Raw genomic sequence first — 18,201 nt, 5'->3', positions numbered from 1 at the left:
CAGATACCTGCCGCAACAGCGCAATTTCAATCTTTTGCAGGATGATGAGCTGCGCCGGATAGCGTCAAATAGTCCTCTTTTTATTTACTGGCCGTGCCTTATCGCGCGCCTGCCCCTTATGACGCTGCAGAACAAGGAAAAGAATATGAAACTGAGGATATATGTCGCTGCGACAACGGCACTGTTAAGCGGCTGTTACTTTGACAGCGCCGAGCTGACGATTCATCACGATAATGACGGCCACGTATCCATTGTGCGGGCGATGGGTTCTGCAAATACCGAAAGCCCAGGAGAGACTCAGACCGCAGGCTGTATTGCCCTGCCCAACAGCTGGACTGGCACCGTCAGTATCAGTGTCAGCGGCACGGCTCAGGGCGCAGAATTTACCACCACCCCGGCCGCCGACAGCAGTCTGTCACTCAGCATGAACAATGACCGTCCGGTTATTGGCTATGACTGGCAGTGCTTTTCCGACAGCCGCACATACGCTGAAAACGACACCGGCGAAGCCGTTTTCAGCCTGACTCCCGGACAGCCAGCCATGACGGTGCTGACCAGCATTGGTGTTGTCAACAGAGCGGAGGGCAGCTATCAGGATCAGATCGCCAGTCATTTACTGCTGTCGGATGCTGATGCAGCTCCGCACTGGCAGAAGGTTGGCAGCCAGCAAAAACTGGGGGATTACACCCAGACCTTACCCGGCGGTGATGCCTACTACATTTATTTGCCTGCCTATGAAAGCGGTGCAGAGCAGGACGCCGTACTACGCATTGACCAGCAAGGTGTACACAGCGCCCCGCTGCCATTTGGCAACGCTCTTGCCTATATCAACGGCAAACTGCTCACGATGGAAACTACCAATGTCGAAGGCCGCGTGGTCAGCCGTCTCAGCGTTTCTGAAGATCTGGTTAACTGGACCAACCTGCCGGATGCGGAGCCACTGAGCGGCATTATTTACGACCGTTTCAATCAGCGTTATATCGCTCAGGCCGGTACTTCAGAAGAGACTCTGGCGATGTATACCTCCGACGATCTGCAGAGCTGGACCGAGCTCGCTAATGCCATCAGCTACAACACCATCTTTTATGCTCTGCCCAGCGGCAACCTGATTGGTACGGACAGTTATGGCGAACAAGGGCTGTTTCTGCTGAGCAGCGACAGCAGCACCTGGGCATCAGTAACACCCCCAGACCTCGCCACAGGAGAGGTATTCCGTAGCCGGCAAATTGTGCAGACCGACGACGGCACAGTGCACGTGGCAGGCATCAGCGGTGAAGAAGGCGGCGGCGAAAGCGGCATCTGGTCCGCTGCCCACTATGGTTTCAGCAGCGATGGCGTCAACTGGACCTGGCGCAGCGCCGGTGAGTGGAGCAATCCACAGGATATCTCAGGCCTGGCCGTTTATGGTCAGCAGGTGGTTGTCTGGGGCTATCAGGGGGTACAGGTATCGCCTGATGCCGGTCAGAACTGGATCAGCAGCGATGCAGCGGCCCTGGCGTCCGGTGTCTGGGACGCTCTGCCTGAAGACGCTGCGCTGTACCTGAGTGATGTCAGTGTGAATAACGGCCAGTTTATTTTTCAGGCATTTCTGAGTTTGAGCACGGGTTCAATGGAGCTGGCGCTGGCAACCTCTGATTTCACGTCTTACCGCTTTCTCGGAATGCAGCAGGGCCTGCAGCTCCTGACCGGAGCCGATGTTTTATTTGCCCGCGTTGACGGTGGCAATAATGGTCATTCGGATGTTTATACCTACAAGGTACCGGATACTGGCGGCGATACCGGAGGTGATACTGGTGGCGGCGATACCGGAGGTGATTCTGGCGGCGGCGACAATGGCGGTACGGATAATAGCTCATCCTCCTCAGGCGGCGGCCTTGGCGGGCTGAGCTTGCTGATCCTGAGCATTCTGGGTCTGCGCAGACGATTCATCTGAACCACGGAAAGCAGCCTTCGGGCTGCTTTTTTTATACTTAAAAAAGCAGGCTACAGGAAAGTATCAACGTGTCAGAAAATTCTGCACGGCAGTGATCTGATCGCGCGCCATCAACATGGGTGCATGACCGATTCCGGGAAACTCAACCAGCTGGGTATCGTTATGCTGCAGCATGCTGCGTGCGGTTTCGGCTAATAATAAATCTGACTCAGCACCACGGATCACCAGCACCGGACAATGCACCGCCATCCACACCGCCGATAAATCCACATCACCAGTCACTGCGGCAAAGCCATCGGCAATGGCCGGGTCGTAACGCAGGCATAAGCCGTCATCACAGTCTTCTGTGCCATGCAGCGCCAGATGCGCCCATTGTTCATCGGTCAGCGGGCCGAAAGGCTGTGCTACCTGACGCAAATACTGTTCAGCTTCGCCGACGTGAGCAAAATACGGCGCTTTGCCCACATACTGCCCCAGCCGTGCCAGCGCACTGTAGGGAATAAAGGGCCCGACATCATTCAGCACCAGCTTGCCGATGGTGTCGCCGGGAGCGGCAGCCAGCATCATGCCGATCAGTCCGCCCATCGAGGTGCCTACCCAGTCACAACGGCTGACAGCAAACTCGCTGAACAGATGCGCCAGCAATTGCTGCATCTGTGCGATATACAGCGGATAACCGTACAGCGCCGGCTGTTGCAGCCAGTCGCTGTCACCACGCCCTAATACATCCGGGCAGATTACGCGGTAATGCTCCGCCAGCTTTTCGGCGAGAAAATCAAAGTCGCGGCTGTTACGGGTCAGGCCATGAACACAGAGCAGCAAGGGCTGTTGTTCGTGCAGGCTGTTATGCCACTGCATATAGGCCATGCTGCGCGTCCCTTCCGGGGTCTGAATGTCCAGCCGGTGCTGGCTGTGCAGAATGCTCATAATCTCTCCCTGCCTGAAATAGCGGCAAATACCGCAGGCGCTGTCTGTGTCAGCTCAGGTTTTGTGTTAACCACTGCTGTACCTGGGCGTAGGGCTGTTGCTCAAGCCTGCCCATCGCGCCGAGCGAACGGGCTTTTATCTTGCTCAGCCAGGGCACATAAATACCACATAAATAGCGGGTTAACAGCTCGATGGAGGCCGGCTGGCCGAATTGCGCCTGAATAGCCTGTTGCACCGGAGCACAGAGCGCACGCGCATCCAGCCCGGCAAAATCTCCCTGCGTATTACGTACCGGCCACGGCTGATGTTCGCCGCGACATACCGAGCAACGACCACAGTCTTCACTCAGGTTATCGCTGAAATAACCGGCCAGCGTACGGCTGATACAGCGCGGCTGACGGAACAGCTCCAGCATATGCTGAATACGCTGAATTTCGCTCTGCTGTTTGGCGGCAAAATGCTGAAATAAATCATTGGCCAATGACGGCTGTAATAAAGCGGTATTTACGCGGTAAACATCGGTCATCTGTTTGCTTTCCAGCTGCAACCAGCCTTTTTCCTGACAGTATTCCAGCGCCCGCAGTGCGCGCAGCCGTGGCGGTACATCGCTGCCTGTCTGAGTCTGAGCCAGCGCCTGCTCCAGTGCCGGAATATTCAGCGTGTACCAGCTGCGGCCTTTATCGCTGCTGTTGAATACCGTGCGCAGAAACTGCTGCGGCTCCGGCTGAAAATGCGCCAGTAATTCTTCTTCGTTACTGTTAAGGCGGTATTTATATTCAGCAAAATAGCTGTATTGCGAGGTTAATACGCCACGCATTTCCAGATTAACCAGCAGGGTTTTTAACGGTAATAAACGGATATTGCTGGCCGCCGACAGCGGTGTCATCAGCACTTCCCACTGACCATTCTGGGTTTGTGTACTGATCGTCTGCAGCACCTGCTGAATACTGCTCAGCTCCGGCGTATCACCGTAGACAAAGTTTTCCAGCACCGTCAGGCCCGATTCATCACCGAGCATAATGCAGTCCGAGGCTTTGCCGTCGCGTCCGGCACGGCCGATTTCCTGACTGTAATTTTCGATGGATTTGGGCAGGTCGTAATGAATCACCTGGCGGATATTGCTTTTATCCACGCCCATACCAAAGGCAATGGTGGCCACAATCACCGGCGTATTGCCGCGCATAAAGCGCTGCTGAATGGCATCACGTTCTTCGTGACCAATACCGGCATGATAGGCTTCAACGGCAAAAGGCAACTGAGCGTTGAGCGCAGCGGCGACTTCCTCAGCGGTATTCTGCAGGGTGACATAAATAACCGCGGCAAAATCCTCGTGTTTTTCCGCACTTTTTTTCGCCAGATAATTCAGCCAGGTAGCGCATTTGGCAACGCGCCCATGCTCTGCGGTTGGCTGGGCCAGTAAGCGTAAATTTGGCCGGTAAAAGCCGGTGCAGACCACATGCTCGGGTTTAATAGCAAAATGCTTTTGCATATCGGCAATCACCGCCGTAGTAGCGGTAGCGGTTAACAGCAGCACCTGTGGAATAGCAAATTCACGGCAGTAATCGGGCAGTTTTAAATAATCCGGGCGGAAATTATGTCCCCACTCCGAAATACAGTGCGCCTCATCGACCACCAATAATGAAATAGGAATCTGCTGAATAAACTGGCGGAATCGTTCATTTTTAAGGCGCTCAACCGACACCATTAAAATTTTAATGCTGCCGCTGCGCACGCCGTTCATCACTTCCTGTGCTTCGTCGCGGCTCTGGGTAGAATCAATGGTCGCTGCGGCAATACCTTTGCTGCGTAAAAACTGCACCTGATCCTGCATTAAGGCCAGCAGAGGTGAAATCACCAGCGTTAAATTTGGCAGCAATAAGGCCGGCAGCTGATAGCAGAGCGATTTACCTGAGCCGGTCGGGAAAATAGCCGCGGCCGAATGCCCGGACAGTAACGCCTCAACCACCGGTTGCTGACCGGGACGCAACGCTGAAAAGCCAAAGTGTTGCTGCAGTGCAGCCTGCCAGTTCATATTTGTCATCGTTAATTAATCCTTATGATCAGACGCATTTTTGTGCATTTGATGTTTGCGGTACGCCAGCGGGCTGCAGTTTTTCCAGCGTTTAAAAGCCCGTGAAAAAGTGCCCTGATTGCGGTAACCCAGCAGCATGGACACTTCCAGCAGACTGAGGCTGTTATCGGCCAGATACTGGCAGGCTAATTGTTCACGGGTACGATCCAGCAAGGCTTTCCAGCTCAGATTTTTTTCATCCAGCCGCCGCTGTAAGGTTCTTACTGAACAGTACAGGCGTGGCGCCAGCGATTCGATGGTCGCTTCTCCTTCCGGCAGCAGACGCACCACTTCCGCCTGCAGCTGACGCAGAAATTCATCCGGCTCCGGCACCGCACGCAACATCGACAGCGCCTGCTCTTCCAGCAGATGGCGTAACCCCGGCTCACCGCGCATTAATGGCAGGCTCAGAACATCAACACTGAATACCAGACGGATGCGGTCGCTTTCCATCAGCACCGGACAGGCAAAAAAATCTTCCAGCGCCTGCAGCTGCTGCGGGTTACAGCGATGACTGAAGTGCACCTGCTGCAGGGCAACATCACGCACCAGATTCTGCCGGGTAATATGCACCAGCGCGGCAATGGCTGTTTCGTCCACCAGCGCCATACCCGGTAACGGCTGCCAGGCGATTTCCACACACGGAGTGCTATCCACACAGCGGCTGTGAATCTGCGCCACCGAAGCACCATAGAATAAGCACTCAAAGCGCTGATAACTCAGCAATGCCTGACCGAGATTGTCGCAGGCCGCCGCGAGATAACCCAATACGCCGGTATGCTGAAGCGTCACCAGGCGTGCTAACGCCAGCGAGGCCGCCTGATCCTGCGGACGCAGGGCAAAAGCCGCTGCCAGCATCTGCGCCCAGTCGTTAATCGGCACATTATCGGTCGACCCGTAGGCTGCAACCGCTGCGCGCAATGCCGGGGCATCCAGCCCGTTCTGATCAAGCCAGTCGGTGAGCAGCCGTATCCAGCTGCCGGTGACACGGACAATACCTGCATTCTGTGGAGTTGGCATGAAATGCTAAAAACCTGGCACGAGAAAGTCATCTTGCTTTTCAGTTTCCCGGTAGATTGGCCAGCATGTCAAACCCAGCGGAGAAAAAGATGGAAGACTTCTTACACGCCCTTGTGTTTATCGTTCTGGCCGGCCCGGTATTTTTTGCCGTGATGTTTGCCGAACGCGCCTGGCTGATACGCCAGGGCAAAACCGATGCCTACGACCTGAAAGAATCGGCGGCCAATATCGGCACCGGTCTGATTTATAAAGTGCTTGATGCGCTGTCGATTATTTTTATTGGTTCCGTGATTTATCTGGCCGTACAGAGCTATGGCTTTCAGTGGCAGTCATCATCACCGCTGCTGAATTTTATTCTGCTGATGGTGCTGGTCGATTTTAATTTCTACTGGGTGCACCGCTTTATGCACAAAGTGCGCTACGGCTGGGCCGGGCACTGGGTACACCACAGTTCTGAGCGTTTTAATTTTTCCACCGCGCTGCGACAGACGCCGGTTGTGTCTTTTAACGGCATTATGCTGGTTGCCATGCTGCCTGCGGCGGTGATTGGTTTCAGTCTTGAACAGGCGGTAATTGCCCTCGAACTTAACCTGTTCTTCCAGTTTTTTGTCCATACCGAAGTCGTGCGCAAACTGCCACGCTGGTTTGAATTTGTATTTAACACACCGTCGCACCACCGCGTGCATCATGGCAGCAACCCAAAGCAGATCGATACTAATTTCGCCGGTGTGCTGATTATCTGGGATCGTTTATTCGGCACCTTTGTCGATGAAAAAGACGCAGGCGAAATCCGTTATGGCGTCGATTTTCGCCCGGCTAACAGTCTGAATCCGTTTCGGTTAGTGATCGCCGAGTTTGTCAGTATGTGGCGCGATATTCTGCACTACCGCGATATACGCATTCTGTGGAAGCACCCATCCTGGGTAGAAGAGCATTACGGCCGAAAATAAGGCATTTAAGAGAAGGACTTGAAGAGAAGAACTTAAAGAAAAGGATTCAAGACTCCGGGTTCAATACGCTGGCTTACAGCGTATTGAACAACGCCGGAATAACTCCGCAGGCTATTGCGCCGAAGTCATCCCTTTCACCATAGACAACAGGCTTTCAGGATGAGCGTTGGATACTAATGTGTAACTGATGCCCTTATGGTTAAAGGCTAAATGCGCAAAGAGCGGAAACTGGCTGAGTAACACCGGAGTATTGCCAATCGTCAGCGGCACGGCGGGTACGGTTACCGGCTGGCTTCCCTCTGGCGTGGCAATCGTAAGCAGGAAGAATTTATCGCCATAGTAATAAGCCGCACTGCTGTTGCTTTGCTGATAAAACTTACGCTGAGAGAAACCCCAGGTATTATTTTTATCCTCCGGCCAGACAATGTTGTTAGCGGCCTTTTTACTCAGCTCTTTCTGCGACAGGGCTTTCTTACTTAAATCCAAAACCCTTACCTGAGTATTCTGCGGTAAGTTAATCTCCGGCAGCGTCAGACCTTCCTTATTGAATTCGATGCTGTTGTTTCTGATGGTCGACTCAACACCATTATTAAATACAAACCGGGCCTGCATAAACAGGGAGTGATGATAATCGACAAAGGCTTCTATCTTTCTGATTTCATCACTTTCATCTCTGGCGACAAAATCGATACCAACCGCCAGACGGTCAGCAACGTGAATGGAGGGCGTAAAGGTCTGCTCGTAATGTTCTTTGTTGAACAGATAGATGTCTTTGATTGTCTCCAGAGAACCGCCCGCCTGATAAGCCTCAAGCCCTCTGACGATAAATGCCCGCTGATTCGGCTTATCATGCAGGGTGATTACCCCGGCACGCTGACTGACTTCAATACCGCTAAGAGAATCCGGCTGCAGCACCACCTGATAAAAGCCATCCGGTTTTTTGAACAACACATCACTGATAACCGCAGCACCAGCGCCCGACTGCGCCTGCTCTGTTTGCGTCTGCTCTGTTTGCGCCTGATAGTTATCAAACTTGGCCAGATTATCGTGGGTGCGGTTGATCCAGAAACGATCTTCACTGTTCGTACCGGCATTAATATCCGCCAGACTGGCAGGGCTTAAAACAGCAGCACCAAGACAGAACGCCAGCCCGCTGTTGGTAATAAAGCGAGTGACAAAGCGAGAGATCAAAGAACGAACATCCATATTCCGGCCCTTAAGAGGTTAAGCAGGATGCTCACCCTAGCATGGTTTATTAAGTGAGGGTAATTCCTGGCCTTTCACCTCCTCGGACTTTTAATAGCTTTTTACCGAAGAAAAGCTTATTTATAGCATTTAGTGAGAATGTATCTTCTTTATTTAAGTACATCAGGATCATTGAGCAGCGGGTCATGCATTTCCGGAATAAGCTTTCCCTCTTCGCCAGGGCATTCGGATATGGATGGAAAGCCTTTACTCCAGGTCAGATTATTATCTTTCATCAAGCGTTCAATCTGTGCTTCCAGAGAAACTTGAAGTTGGTACTCATCACCAGCCAAGGTATATAACTGATAGTTTTGATAAACCAGTTGAAAGCCTTTTTCAACACTTCCCTTAGGCAGAGACTGATAGCGTTTACGCCACACAATAATATCTGGGCTATCTTTATTGCCATCAAACTCACCTACAAAAATTTTGGCGTAGGTTTTTGTTCCAACATACCAACCCTTATTCATATTAAAGTTTGATGCAAACTGATACTTAAAGCTGTCGCCATAATCAAAATCTGTAGCGTCTGTAAAAATAGACCTGACAGAGAATTGTATCTTCTCATACTCCGGAGAAAACATAACGATATCCAATACTTCAGACTCATAGCCAAGAAAGAGTACAAGCTCGCTGGTACCATTATCATCAAAATCACCATAACGCAGCGGATGATGCGCCAAGCAACCTAAAACTGAATAGCCTACTGACAGCGGATTAGAATTAGCCGGTTTGTAGGCATAATCTCGTGCAAATTCAGGCTCACTAGCCAATCTGTACATAGATGCTACATTTTTACTTTTTAATTCTTGAGGCCAACGACTTAATGCCCAGCCTTCTACACTCATTGAATCATTTAAATGATACTTTGCAACTCCCTTCCCATCACCAGACATTCCCCAAAAAATATTATCATGCTCTCCTTCAACAAGGCTGTATGGCCTATATCCCAAGCTCTTTTTTATTATTTGAAATTCACTTAGCCTCTCACTTCGGTTGAATCCAAGCACCAAGTCAGACGCATACGCTTCACCCCAAAAAACTGTGAACATAATAAAAACAAAGTATCTATTAATAAAATAATATTTCATGAGCAACCCACCCTAATACTAATATCATCAACGGCATCATCAAAATAATCTTGTTTCCTATAATCACGATCTGGACGACCAGGCTCACGCATCGTTTTAGGATTCATCCAATCCAACTCACCATAGGCATAGCACCACGGTGTATTGGCTTCAATAACACCATCAGCATCAGGCGTATTTTCAATCACACCATTACCATTTAAATCCAAACCATTCTGATAACTAGGCCATATGTAAGTTGTGTAAGGCAAGTAACCAGGATCTGTGTCCGCTTGAGTATGATGTTTAATCGCCATCCAATAACCAAAACGGGTTTTAACATAATCTCCAGAACTGGTCACAGCTCGCGTACTTCCCAGCATTCTATCGCCAAAATAGTTGGTCGATGGGCGTCCGGTACCTGCGTTATAGCCAACCATTGCCTTACCCAGCAAGTGCATGCCAGTATCTTGTGTCGCATTAAAGATGTGAACTGAGCGGTTATCACCGGTAATTGAGCTACACCGGTTAGCTGCTGTTGATGCAGTAGCTATCGCTTCATAACAGTATGCCACCGGACGATCTGCTTCTGCGATGTTCTGCACATAACTGGCATCATTGAATGATCGGAACAGACCATTAGATGAACGACATGAAGCATGTGCACCCGCAACAACCAGGCCATATAGGCTGTTCACTGGATTGTACATATTGACATTGGTCGTATCGCCTATAAATCCCCGTACTTCATTACAGTCGGTTTCCGTTCCATATAAGCGCTTCCAGACAATATGATTAAAGCCCATACTCCCTTCGTCATCACCAGAACCTTCATACATACGATAATCCGTTCTCTGATAGCTGCCTCCTCCCCAATGAATATTTTCACTTTCCTGTTTCACCCAGGCCCGAATCACACCATCTGTCGTAATATCGCGTGCTGCAGCAGGAAAATTAGTGATTACAGCCATATGGTCATCATTATCGTAACTGGCAGTAATGTTGTATCCAGCATTGCCGTTATAGGGAATAACTCCTCCCGTGCTCAGCATCGTTCGGACTGCGGCCCAGGCATTATCTGGTAAGTTTGTAGTTGTATATTGCCCCGTATTCGCGTGAGCACTGACAGCCGTGTAGAAATGAGTCCAGACTTTTTGCAATTGATTCAAAGTTTCCTGATTCAGAGAGCCATTGATATTGCCAACTGTTGTTAATCCTTTCAGGTTTGTATAAGCACTTCGCCCTGGTTCGATTTCAACAGGAGCATCAAAACTACGTCCCTGAAAACGACGTAACATTCCTTCTGTCGATACACTGCCATTATCGTTACAACCATTCCAGTCAGAATAAAATACAGATCGATCATTAGCAGCATGACCACCGCAATCTGTTGTGTTAATTGTCCCCTCTCCCGAGGAGCTCCGACGTGATGCGATCCTTGCACCATCCTTGCCAGGATATCCATATTGCGGACTCACCCCCAGCTGCCACAGCATCTGCTCCAGCATTTTTACATCACTGCCTTCCGTTAGCTCTTCTCCATCTGCTGCCGGCCCTAATATGCGGGTACTGAGCAGCAGTTCAAACCGACTTTCCGGATAGGGCACGGTCAGGGTGGTGCCATGGCTTTCGGCCGTGACCACTCGGTCGCCATTATCGGTTCTGGCGGTGGCGATTACGTTCATGCCCAGCGTCCAGTCGAGCGGTTCCCAGAATACTGTAAACTGTTCATTTTCTGTCGTTGCGGTGTTGTCTGCCCTCTGGTATTCAAACCCCAGTGGCAGTACCTGACAATTACTGTTATCAGCCAACATGTTCATATCGGTGCAGACGCGACCTGCCTGACCAAACGTCCAGATAATATTGGGAATCTCTGTCTGGTCTTCGGTACTCAGGCTGCTTTGGTTTAAGGTAAGTTTCAGCCGGACTCCACCCAGGGTGTAGATGCCATCATACGATTGGGTATTGAATGGAATGGTGGTAACGCTCAAGTCCATTTCGGCTGGCAGGGCGGCTTTAGCTGAGAAAGCCGGTTCGGCAACGGTAGGCTCTGTAACACCAATATCGTTACGCCCTGATGCCGTACCCGGAAGCAGCAGGCAGATCAGAGCGCTCAGACATACTGAGGTATAGGTTCTGTGGTTATAGGTCCGGTGGCTGTTCTTGATGCATCCGTTCATCAGTCGTCGTACTCCAGATTAGTCACAATGCGGGCCTGTCTGTTTTCCGTTCGCCGGATGCCTTCCAGGTAAAACACTTGTGTACGTTTCTGTTCACTAAAGCCTAATTGCAACAGGCTGTATTGATGATCAGGGGTTACATAATCCCCCCCGGAGTGGATGCCTTTTGGGTCCCGCTTTTTATCGGCATCGGTGCGCCACATACGTTGCACGCCGGGCGCGGCTTCATAGAGTTTGCGGCGGCTGTCACCTGGATAATCAGGATCATCGCTGACTTCAATTGCTAAGGGTTCGGATCCCTGATAACTGAAGGTCAGGGTTGAGCCTGCCATCGGTACATGGGATGGGATCTCCACCACCATGGGAACAAAGTGGGTTATAACGCGCTGGCCGGTTTTATCGAGATAATCGAACTCGGCAAAGTCGGGTACCTTGTTTTGATTGATGTCCATATTATTGACGCGGATGCGTTTTCCCGGATGCTTGGGAATCGATTCAATGGCTTCTTCCAGCGCTGAGCGGTCAGGCAAGTCGGTGCCGTTGTTGTTGTCTTCATCCATGTCGATATCCAGCGTGGTAAATGCCCACTCCCACAGCACGTTCTGCGCATCCTGGTTCAGGTACAGGCTGAGGGTTAAATAGTCTTCGGCATTCAGCTGGGCCAGGTGTTCGAGGTTTTTAAAAGTGATTTGTTGTTCCTGCCCTGCCCCTTTGTCGATCCGCACTTCGATTTCCTGTTCGCCCAGTGCAAAGATGTATTGGCGTTCACCTTCAAACGGGGTGATGCGTTCGTATTCGGAGCCGATTAAGTTAAAGATGACTTCGACCAGGTCGTCGGCACTGGAGATCACGGGGGTGGTGTCGTCGATGATGTTGATTTTTTGAGAATCACCGTTTTCGTCTTGTGTGCTCTGCAGGTTAATAGCGCTGAGTTCAAGGTCAATCACGCTGAAGCTGAATTCAGGGCGGTAGACCCAGTTAAAGCGCGAGGTCACATCGCGGGCGCTGAGGTCGGGATCGTCGCTCTGTGTAACGGCGATGCGGTCATTCACGGTGCCCTGTTCGTCGTACAGCGGGACTTTTACCGGAACATAGCGGCTGGGACGATGACGCAATACGCCGGTATGGTCGCCGGCGGAGAAGTCGTTCTGTTCGCTGATGGCTGAACCATTGACCTGTAGATAGTGGTGGAACTGGCTGTCACTGCCAAAGTTGAGCACCTGCAGCTGACGGCCGGGGTTAATCGCAAACTCTTTAACGGTGCTGTCATAGGGGTCATCACCATCACTGATCTGCCGGGTTAAACGGCCGGTGTAGCCGTAGCCTGCTAATCCGGATGGCAGCGGGTAGCCGTCCTGGTCAAGCCATTCGGTATGTACTTCAATCAGCTGGTCGTCGGTGGTGGCGGCGCCTTCGTTGCTGATGGTGCGGCGAACGTCGTCGGCATTTTGCAGCAGTCCCTGGCCCTGATAGCGACGGGTCGCCCAGACTTTGAGATTCGGTGGTGCAAGTACAACGGGCGGTACCCTTACGGTAATGTCACCACCGTCTTTGGCGCCGGACAGGGCGACACGGGCACTGCCGATATAACCGGTCGGGCGGTTTATAACAACGATGCGTACCATTTCTCCGGTACGCAGAAAATCGGCCTGAAAGGCCTGCAGCGATGGCGTTACTTTATTTTTCGCCTGCCACTCCACAAAGTCTTTATGCATTAAGCGCTTAAAGCTGTGGGCATCTTCTGTGCTGCGAATGGGAATTCTGTAAGCAAAGTTGTTATCGGCATCCAGCCCTGTGCTGGCGATGCTGCCGATTTCAAATTCGTTCAGCCCGGTACGCTGGGTGATGAGTTCGCCGGTGGATTCACGGAACACGAGGATGTCGGTTTTCCCCAGATCGTCAGCAGACAGGGTTTTAAGTAAACCCTCATGGCTCAGGTGAGGGGCAACGTCCATGATGCGGGTGATATTGGGTTGACCATCGGCCCGTTGGTTACCGCTGAAATAAACACCATAAACGGAACCCTCAGGGGCGGCTTCGAATAAACCTTCGGCATTCAGTTCGCCACGTACCGTGGCATCCAGCTGTCCGTCACCGTCGTAATCATCCGCTACGGCATACAGCGTTTCAGGAGATACTTCTGCGCTGTAGGTGGTCTGATCACCAATATCGGCACCAACAAGCAGGGTATTGCCGCTCAGTACATTAATGCCGACCGCGTAGTTAAGGGTGGTGATATTTTCAGGCGTACCGCTGACTATCGCCCGCACCTGTTGCTGGGCAGAAATGGCGCCCAAACCCATGCCCGGCGGAAACGCGCCATAACCAATACAGTTATCGTAACTGGTATGTTGCAACCAGTAGGGAATAGTGGGAAATCCACGCGGATTAAAATTGGCGTAATAAAGCTTGGCGTATGCTGTTGTCGTTGCCTGATAAAAGAAGCCGGGACACGGGCTGAGATAGCCCTGCATACGGTATGAACCGTCATTATTGGAGAAGGTTAGTCCATTACGATAGCCAGTGGTGGCTTCGATCATAACACCCGGAACCGGGTCGAGTATTTTATAGCCTTCTGCATTAATGCGTATCAGGGTCGAGGCAATGTCGTACTCGCTGGCGTCTTCCGGACCATCGGCATCATTTTTGATGTAGAAGGCGGTCAGATAGCCAATACGGTCTGCACTTTCATACAGCAGCTTGCCCTGCTCATCGAACAGCAGGGTTTTGGTTTCTTCGTTCAGTGTCTCTGGCAATGCCGCCATATCAACCGGAAAGGCATAGTGTTCTATCTGTTTGCCATTATCGGAGAAACGTTTTTCCTGCGCTGGCACAGCGACGATAACCGCACCGGAAGACAGTGCTGGCCAGCCGGTAATTTTCCGGCCGTCGGCGGTAAGCAGTACTGAGGATGTAAAGTTATCAGAGCGGATTAATTCAATTTTGCCGTTATAACGCTCGCGAAAACGTTTCAGCGTTTCAAGAAAGCTGCGGATCTGATTACCGGCATATACATCGCCACGCTGACCATCCAGAGACCTGATCCTAACATGGCCGCCATCATCGTTGTATTCTGCCCATAGTGGTGAACCATCGTCAGTGGTGACAACACTGCGGGCAAAGACATGACCTATATGAACAAAAGTTTCAAAGCCATCTGGGTTTAAAGCCCGGACAGGAAATGCCAGCAACAGCAGCAAGCTCAGGTAAAACATCCGTGTCATGGTGACTCCTGGGAAATACGCGCAACCAACTCGATAAAGCTGATATTTTTATTCAGATATTCAGTAAAAATGGTTTCATGAGCCGGAAGTGGCTGACTGTAACCAATATAATCAAGCACCGAGAGTTTTACCGGCTCGATGCTGGTCAGAACTTTATTTTCAATCTTTCCCACACCAACCGGCTCAATAATGTTTTTATCCGGGTTATATCCAAGAATCAAAACATGATGAGCCAATGCACCCTCGAAAGGTAAATATTGAAAGCCCCCTTTGTAGGCAGGGAGACGAATATTGAGATTAACCGCCGCTTCAGGTGCTATGCCAAACGGCAGCTGTTGATAAAACCACAGAGGAGCCAGACCTTCCTGAACGTCACGTACATTTTCTCCTGCCAGTACAAACTGGCTGTGAATAGTACGTTCATTTCCGGGAAAACTGAGTGCTGCCCCATCAAGATCCAGTTGCAGGTCACCCGATGCGAGTCTTACCGTACTCCTGTCGGAATCAAGAGGTACAGGCAGGATTTCATTACTGCGATTGGGAACCCGCATTAGTGGTAATTTATTCCGCCGACCACCGGCTATCGATACGGGAATACTCACGACGCCAAGTGATTGATCAGCGCCATCGGCATTGATGATTATCTGGTAATCTCCACCCGGTATGTTGTTTTCAGAATTACTGCCAAAGCCAAAAGAGAAACCACCGTCGTTATTGGTTAACGTACTCAGACCCAGCTTATCCAGTTTTACAACCAAACCAGAACGCTGCTGACCAAAAGAATCAACCACTCCCCCTTCAATAAACGTTGGTAAACTTCGGGTAGAAAAAACCTGACGCGCTACAGATTCGCCATCATATTTTACTTCCCACTCAACCTTGGCACCGTAGCCAAGATCTTCCTGAGGATAAAATACGGCTACAGAGTCGTTTTTAAGTAATGAAACTCCGCCTGAGACCAGTGAGCGAGAGTAATTTACATCCTGTAGTTGCTGACCTTTCGCATGAAGAAAATCTGTCCCAGGCTCATCCTGATTAACATACGTTTTCCCGTGCAGCGTTTTGTATACCGAGAAGCTTAATAACTCGGGATTAACCGGACGATTAAAGTTTATCTGGAGAGCGGTATCTGGCTCCATTCCTTGCTGCAGATTCTCTGGCTCGATACGTACAACCTGCAGAGGTAAGTCTTCCTGATTGATAACTCTGATATCGCCCTCAAGAAGAATCTCTTTTTGTTGGCCGTAGCTTGCTTTAACGACCAGCTGGTAATCTCCCGGTGGAAGCTGGTCGGGCAGAACCCCGGTCAGTAAATTCCCAATCTGCTGTGCGCCAACAGATACTGAAGATGGTTCGAGTGTTACCTGGAAATTCTCACTACCAGTCACGCCTTCCAGCTTCACCGCAAACGGATAACCCGTTCCTGTTTCGCTGAACCAGGTAACCGGAAATGCCGGGCTTATCCAACTCATCTGGAGATTGCTTTCTGTATAGAAACGGTAATCCTGCGATTTTTTATTACCAAGCGAATCTACAGAGACGATACGGATCAGTACATCCTGCAGTGCGGGGATAGTAATTATTTTGCTGAACTGAAAGCCCTGCTCATAAGGTATAAGAGGAACATCCATACCATTAACGGTTATGCCTGACACATCATTATCATTTATCAACCCGGCAATCAGTACATTACTATCGGCTACTGAGTTCAGGGCAGGCACCGGTTGCCATGCTGGATTCAGTTCAAAGTCCGGCGCATCTTTGTCTTGTTCGATCACTACCTGAGCGACACTTTGCTGTCCAAGAGCATCAGTAACATTAAGAATCAGCTGGTTACTGCCTTCCTGCAAGGTTACAGATTCAGCAACCGAGTAACGTCCTTCAGAAATTGGTGTAATACCCACCCCACTGCCATTCAGTTCAGCGTTAAGCCGGCCAACTGATGAAAGAATTTCAGCCGAAAATGCCACGGAGTCCTGTCGGGTTCTCTGGCCATCCACAGGGCGTACTATATGGATATTGGGTGCGGGAAACGCCTCATTATCTTCTGGCTCAAAACGGTATAGCAAAGGCAACTCAATCGATTTTCCCTTACCAAGAGCCTGAATACGGATATCGTTGTCTCCCGGTGCCAGCTGTTTAACCAGCGTGAATTGATATTGACTGCCATTGGCAGAAGTCAATGTCATTGGTGCTCCATCCAGCCGAACGACAGGCTCCTGCCCTGTGGAGGTGATATTGATACTGACCTGCACGTCTTTGCTTTCAGAAACAAACCCGGACGGCGGTGTTATCTGATCAACAGAGAATGGAACAACATAGGTAACTAAAAATTCCTGAGTTGCGGTATAGCCATCGGCATCTTTGGCGGTCACTCTGAAGCGGTTTTCACCTTCAGTCAGGGCAACCTCCAGAGTAAAGTATCCCTGCTCGGTAAGCGCTAATGGATAACCCACACCACCCCCGGTTAAGTTTTCTAAAATAACACTGGCCAGAGCCAGATCACCCGGTGTTACCCGTCCGGCAATGGATATCTGATCGGTCATAACAACCTGGCCTGAAGCCGTTGTGATCAGTATCTGGGGAGGCTCCGGCAACGGGAAACTGTCCGGATCATAAGGATCGGTTCCGGCTTCTGTTTCTTCTTCGTTGCTATAGCCGTCGCCATCAATATCTTCATCTTCGATATCGGCCTGACCGTCGCCATCGGTATCGGCAGGAACACTGCCTGCATCCCAGGGGTCCGTTCCTGCTGTAATTTCAGTTTGATTGCTGAAGCCGTCATTATCAGCATCTTCATCCAGACCATCATAAATTCCGTCATTATCCAGATCGCAGATCCAGCCATAATCAATCTCCGATTTTCCCTCAGAGTTGAAGGTGACCGATGACAAAGCCTTCAGTTTAATTTCAGGTGCGGCAAGGCTACCAACAAGAGTAGAAACACCGGCCATATCGACCTTCGATTCGCTGTATAAAAAAATCTCTGCATAAGAAAATGCGGAGTTTCGGAAGGATTTTGTTTTAACAAGAAAGGAATGCCTTTCGCTTTGGTCGCCAATTCTGGAAAAGGCACCCATATCAATTGAGTTGGCAAAAATTCTTATTTGCCCAGCCCCTTCCTGAATAATTTCGGCGCTGGCTCCAAGGGTCAGGTTATCTATCCAATAATCCCCTGAACGAAGAAAAACTTTTGAGAATGCTTTGATCTCCAGTTTCTTTAAAGACAAGCCTTCTTCAGGTGCATTTAAGCTCAGCTCTCTGAATGGTCTGACACTAACTTTATCTCTTCCTTGTGGACGGTTCGCATCTGAAACGTCAGGAAAGCGTCCACTGGCAATCCCTGTTGCACGACAAACACTCCCGTCACACGGACTATCTAACCATGCGGATTTAACGGTAGTAGCTGCTAAATTCTTATCTCCACCTTTAAGAGATGCCCAGCGCTCAAACTTAATTTCACCCGGAGTATATGTTTCAACCCCATTAGCAAATAATGGGGAACACTGGTTCACATATCCATACGCTGATGATATCTGAAACAAAGAAAAAGCAATGACCAATCTGGAAAGGTATTTCAT

At 50.4% G+C, this 18,201-nt stretch carries 10 protein-coding genes; 2 read left to right on the top strand and 8 right to left on the bottom strand.

Annotated elements, in window-relative coordinates:
* Window positions 1-145 precede the first annotated feature (145 nt).
* Window positions 146-1,933 carry a hypothetical protein gene (locus tag HUF19_RS01530; RefSeq protein ID WP_260998185.1) on the top strand — a complete coding sequence of 596 codons (1,788 nt, stop codon included), beginning with the start codon at window positions 146-148 and terminating at the stop codon, window positions 1,931-1,933.
* A gap of 63 nt (window positions 1,934-1,996) precedes the next feature.
* On the opposite strand, the gene HUF19_RS01525 is transcribed toward HUF19_RS01530, so the two are convergent.
* From HUF19_RS01525 to HUF19_RS01515, 3 genes are read right to left on the bottom strand one after another with little or no spacing between them, the layout of a single operon-like run.
* Window positions 1,997-2,860: an alpha/beta fold hydrolase gene (locus HUF19_RS01525; RefSeq protein WP_260998184.1), complete on the bottom strand. Its 864-nt coding sequence runs from the start codon at window positions 2,858-2,860 to the stop codon at window positions 1,997-1,999.
* Between the two features lie 49 nt (window positions 2,861-2,909).
* Window positions 2,910-4,901: a RecQ family ATP-dependent DNA helicase gene (locus tag HUF19_RS01520; protein WP_260998183.1), complete on the bottom strand. Its 1,992-nt coding sequence runs from the start codon at window positions 4,899-4,901 to the stop codon at window positions 2,910-2,912.
* Between the two features lie 6 nt (window positions 4,902-4,907).
* Window positions 4,908-5,951, bottom strand: coding sequence for an AraC family transcriptional regulator (locus HUF19_RS01515; protein ID WP_260998182.1), 1,044 nt, complete (start codon window positions 5,949-5,951; stop codon window positions 4,908-4,910).
* Window positions 5,952-6,040: 89 nt separating this feature from the next.
* On the opposite strand from HUF19_RS01515, the gene HUF19_RS01510 reads away from it, so the two are divergent.
* Window positions 6,041-6,901, top strand: coding sequence for a sterol desaturase family protein (locus HUF19_RS01510; protein WP_260998181.1), 861 nt, complete (start codon window positions 6,041-6,043; stop codon window positions 6,899-6,901).
* A 111-nt stretch (window positions 6,902-7,012) separates the two neighbouring features.
* Here the strand turns inward: HUF19_RS01510 and HUF19_RS01505 are convergent, their stop codons facing one another.
* From HUF19_RS01505 to HUF19_RS01485, 5 genes are all read right to left on the bottom strand, one after another.
* Entirely contained in the window at window positions 7,013-8,107 is a 1,095-nt protein-coding gene (locus HUF19_RS01505; RefSeq protein WP_260998180.1) for a hypothetical protein, read from the bottom strand.
* A gap of 149 nt (window positions 8,108-8,256) precedes the next feature.
* Window positions 8,257-9,237: a hypothetical protein gene (locus HUF19_RS01500; protein WP_260998179.1), complete on the bottom strand. Its 981-nt coding sequence runs from the start codon at window positions 9,235-9,237 to the stop codon at window positions 8,257-8,259.
* A complete protein-coding gene (locus tag HUF19_RS01495; RefSeq protein ID WP_260998178.1) occupies window positions 9,234-11,396 on the bottom strand; it encodes a hypothetical protein in 2,163 nt (720 codons plus the stop codon). The genes HUF19_RS01500 and HUF19_RS01495 overlap by 4 nt, the downstream gene beginning before the upstream one ends.
* The gene (locus HUF19_RS01490; RefSeq protein WP_260998177.1) at window positions 11,396-14,620 is read right to left on the bottom strand and encodes a hypothetical protein; all 3,225 of its coding nucleotides are present in this window, start codon (window positions 14,618-14,620) and stop codon (window positions 11,396-11,398) included. The genes HUF19_RS01495 and HUF19_RS01490 overlap by 1 nt, the downstream gene beginning before the upstream one ends.
* Window positions 14,617-18,201, bottom strand: coding sequence for a thrombospondin type 3 repeat-containing protein (locus HUF19_RS01485; RefSeq protein ID WP_260998176.1), 3,585 nt, complete (start codon window positions 18,199-18,201; stop codon window positions 14,617-14,619). The genes HUF19_RS01490 and HUF19_RS01485 overlap by 4 nt, the downstream gene beginning before the upstream one ends.

The organism is Thalassolituus hydrocarboniclasticus (assembly GCF_025345565.1).
Taxonomy (GTDB): Bacteria; Pseudomonadota; Gammaproteobacteria; order Pseudomonadales; family Oceanobacteraceae; genus Venatoribacter; species Venatoribacter hydrocarboniclasticus.
The sequence above is the reverse complement of the archived record's forward strand: the minus strand, read 5'-3'. Positions and strand labels throughout refer to the sequence as shown.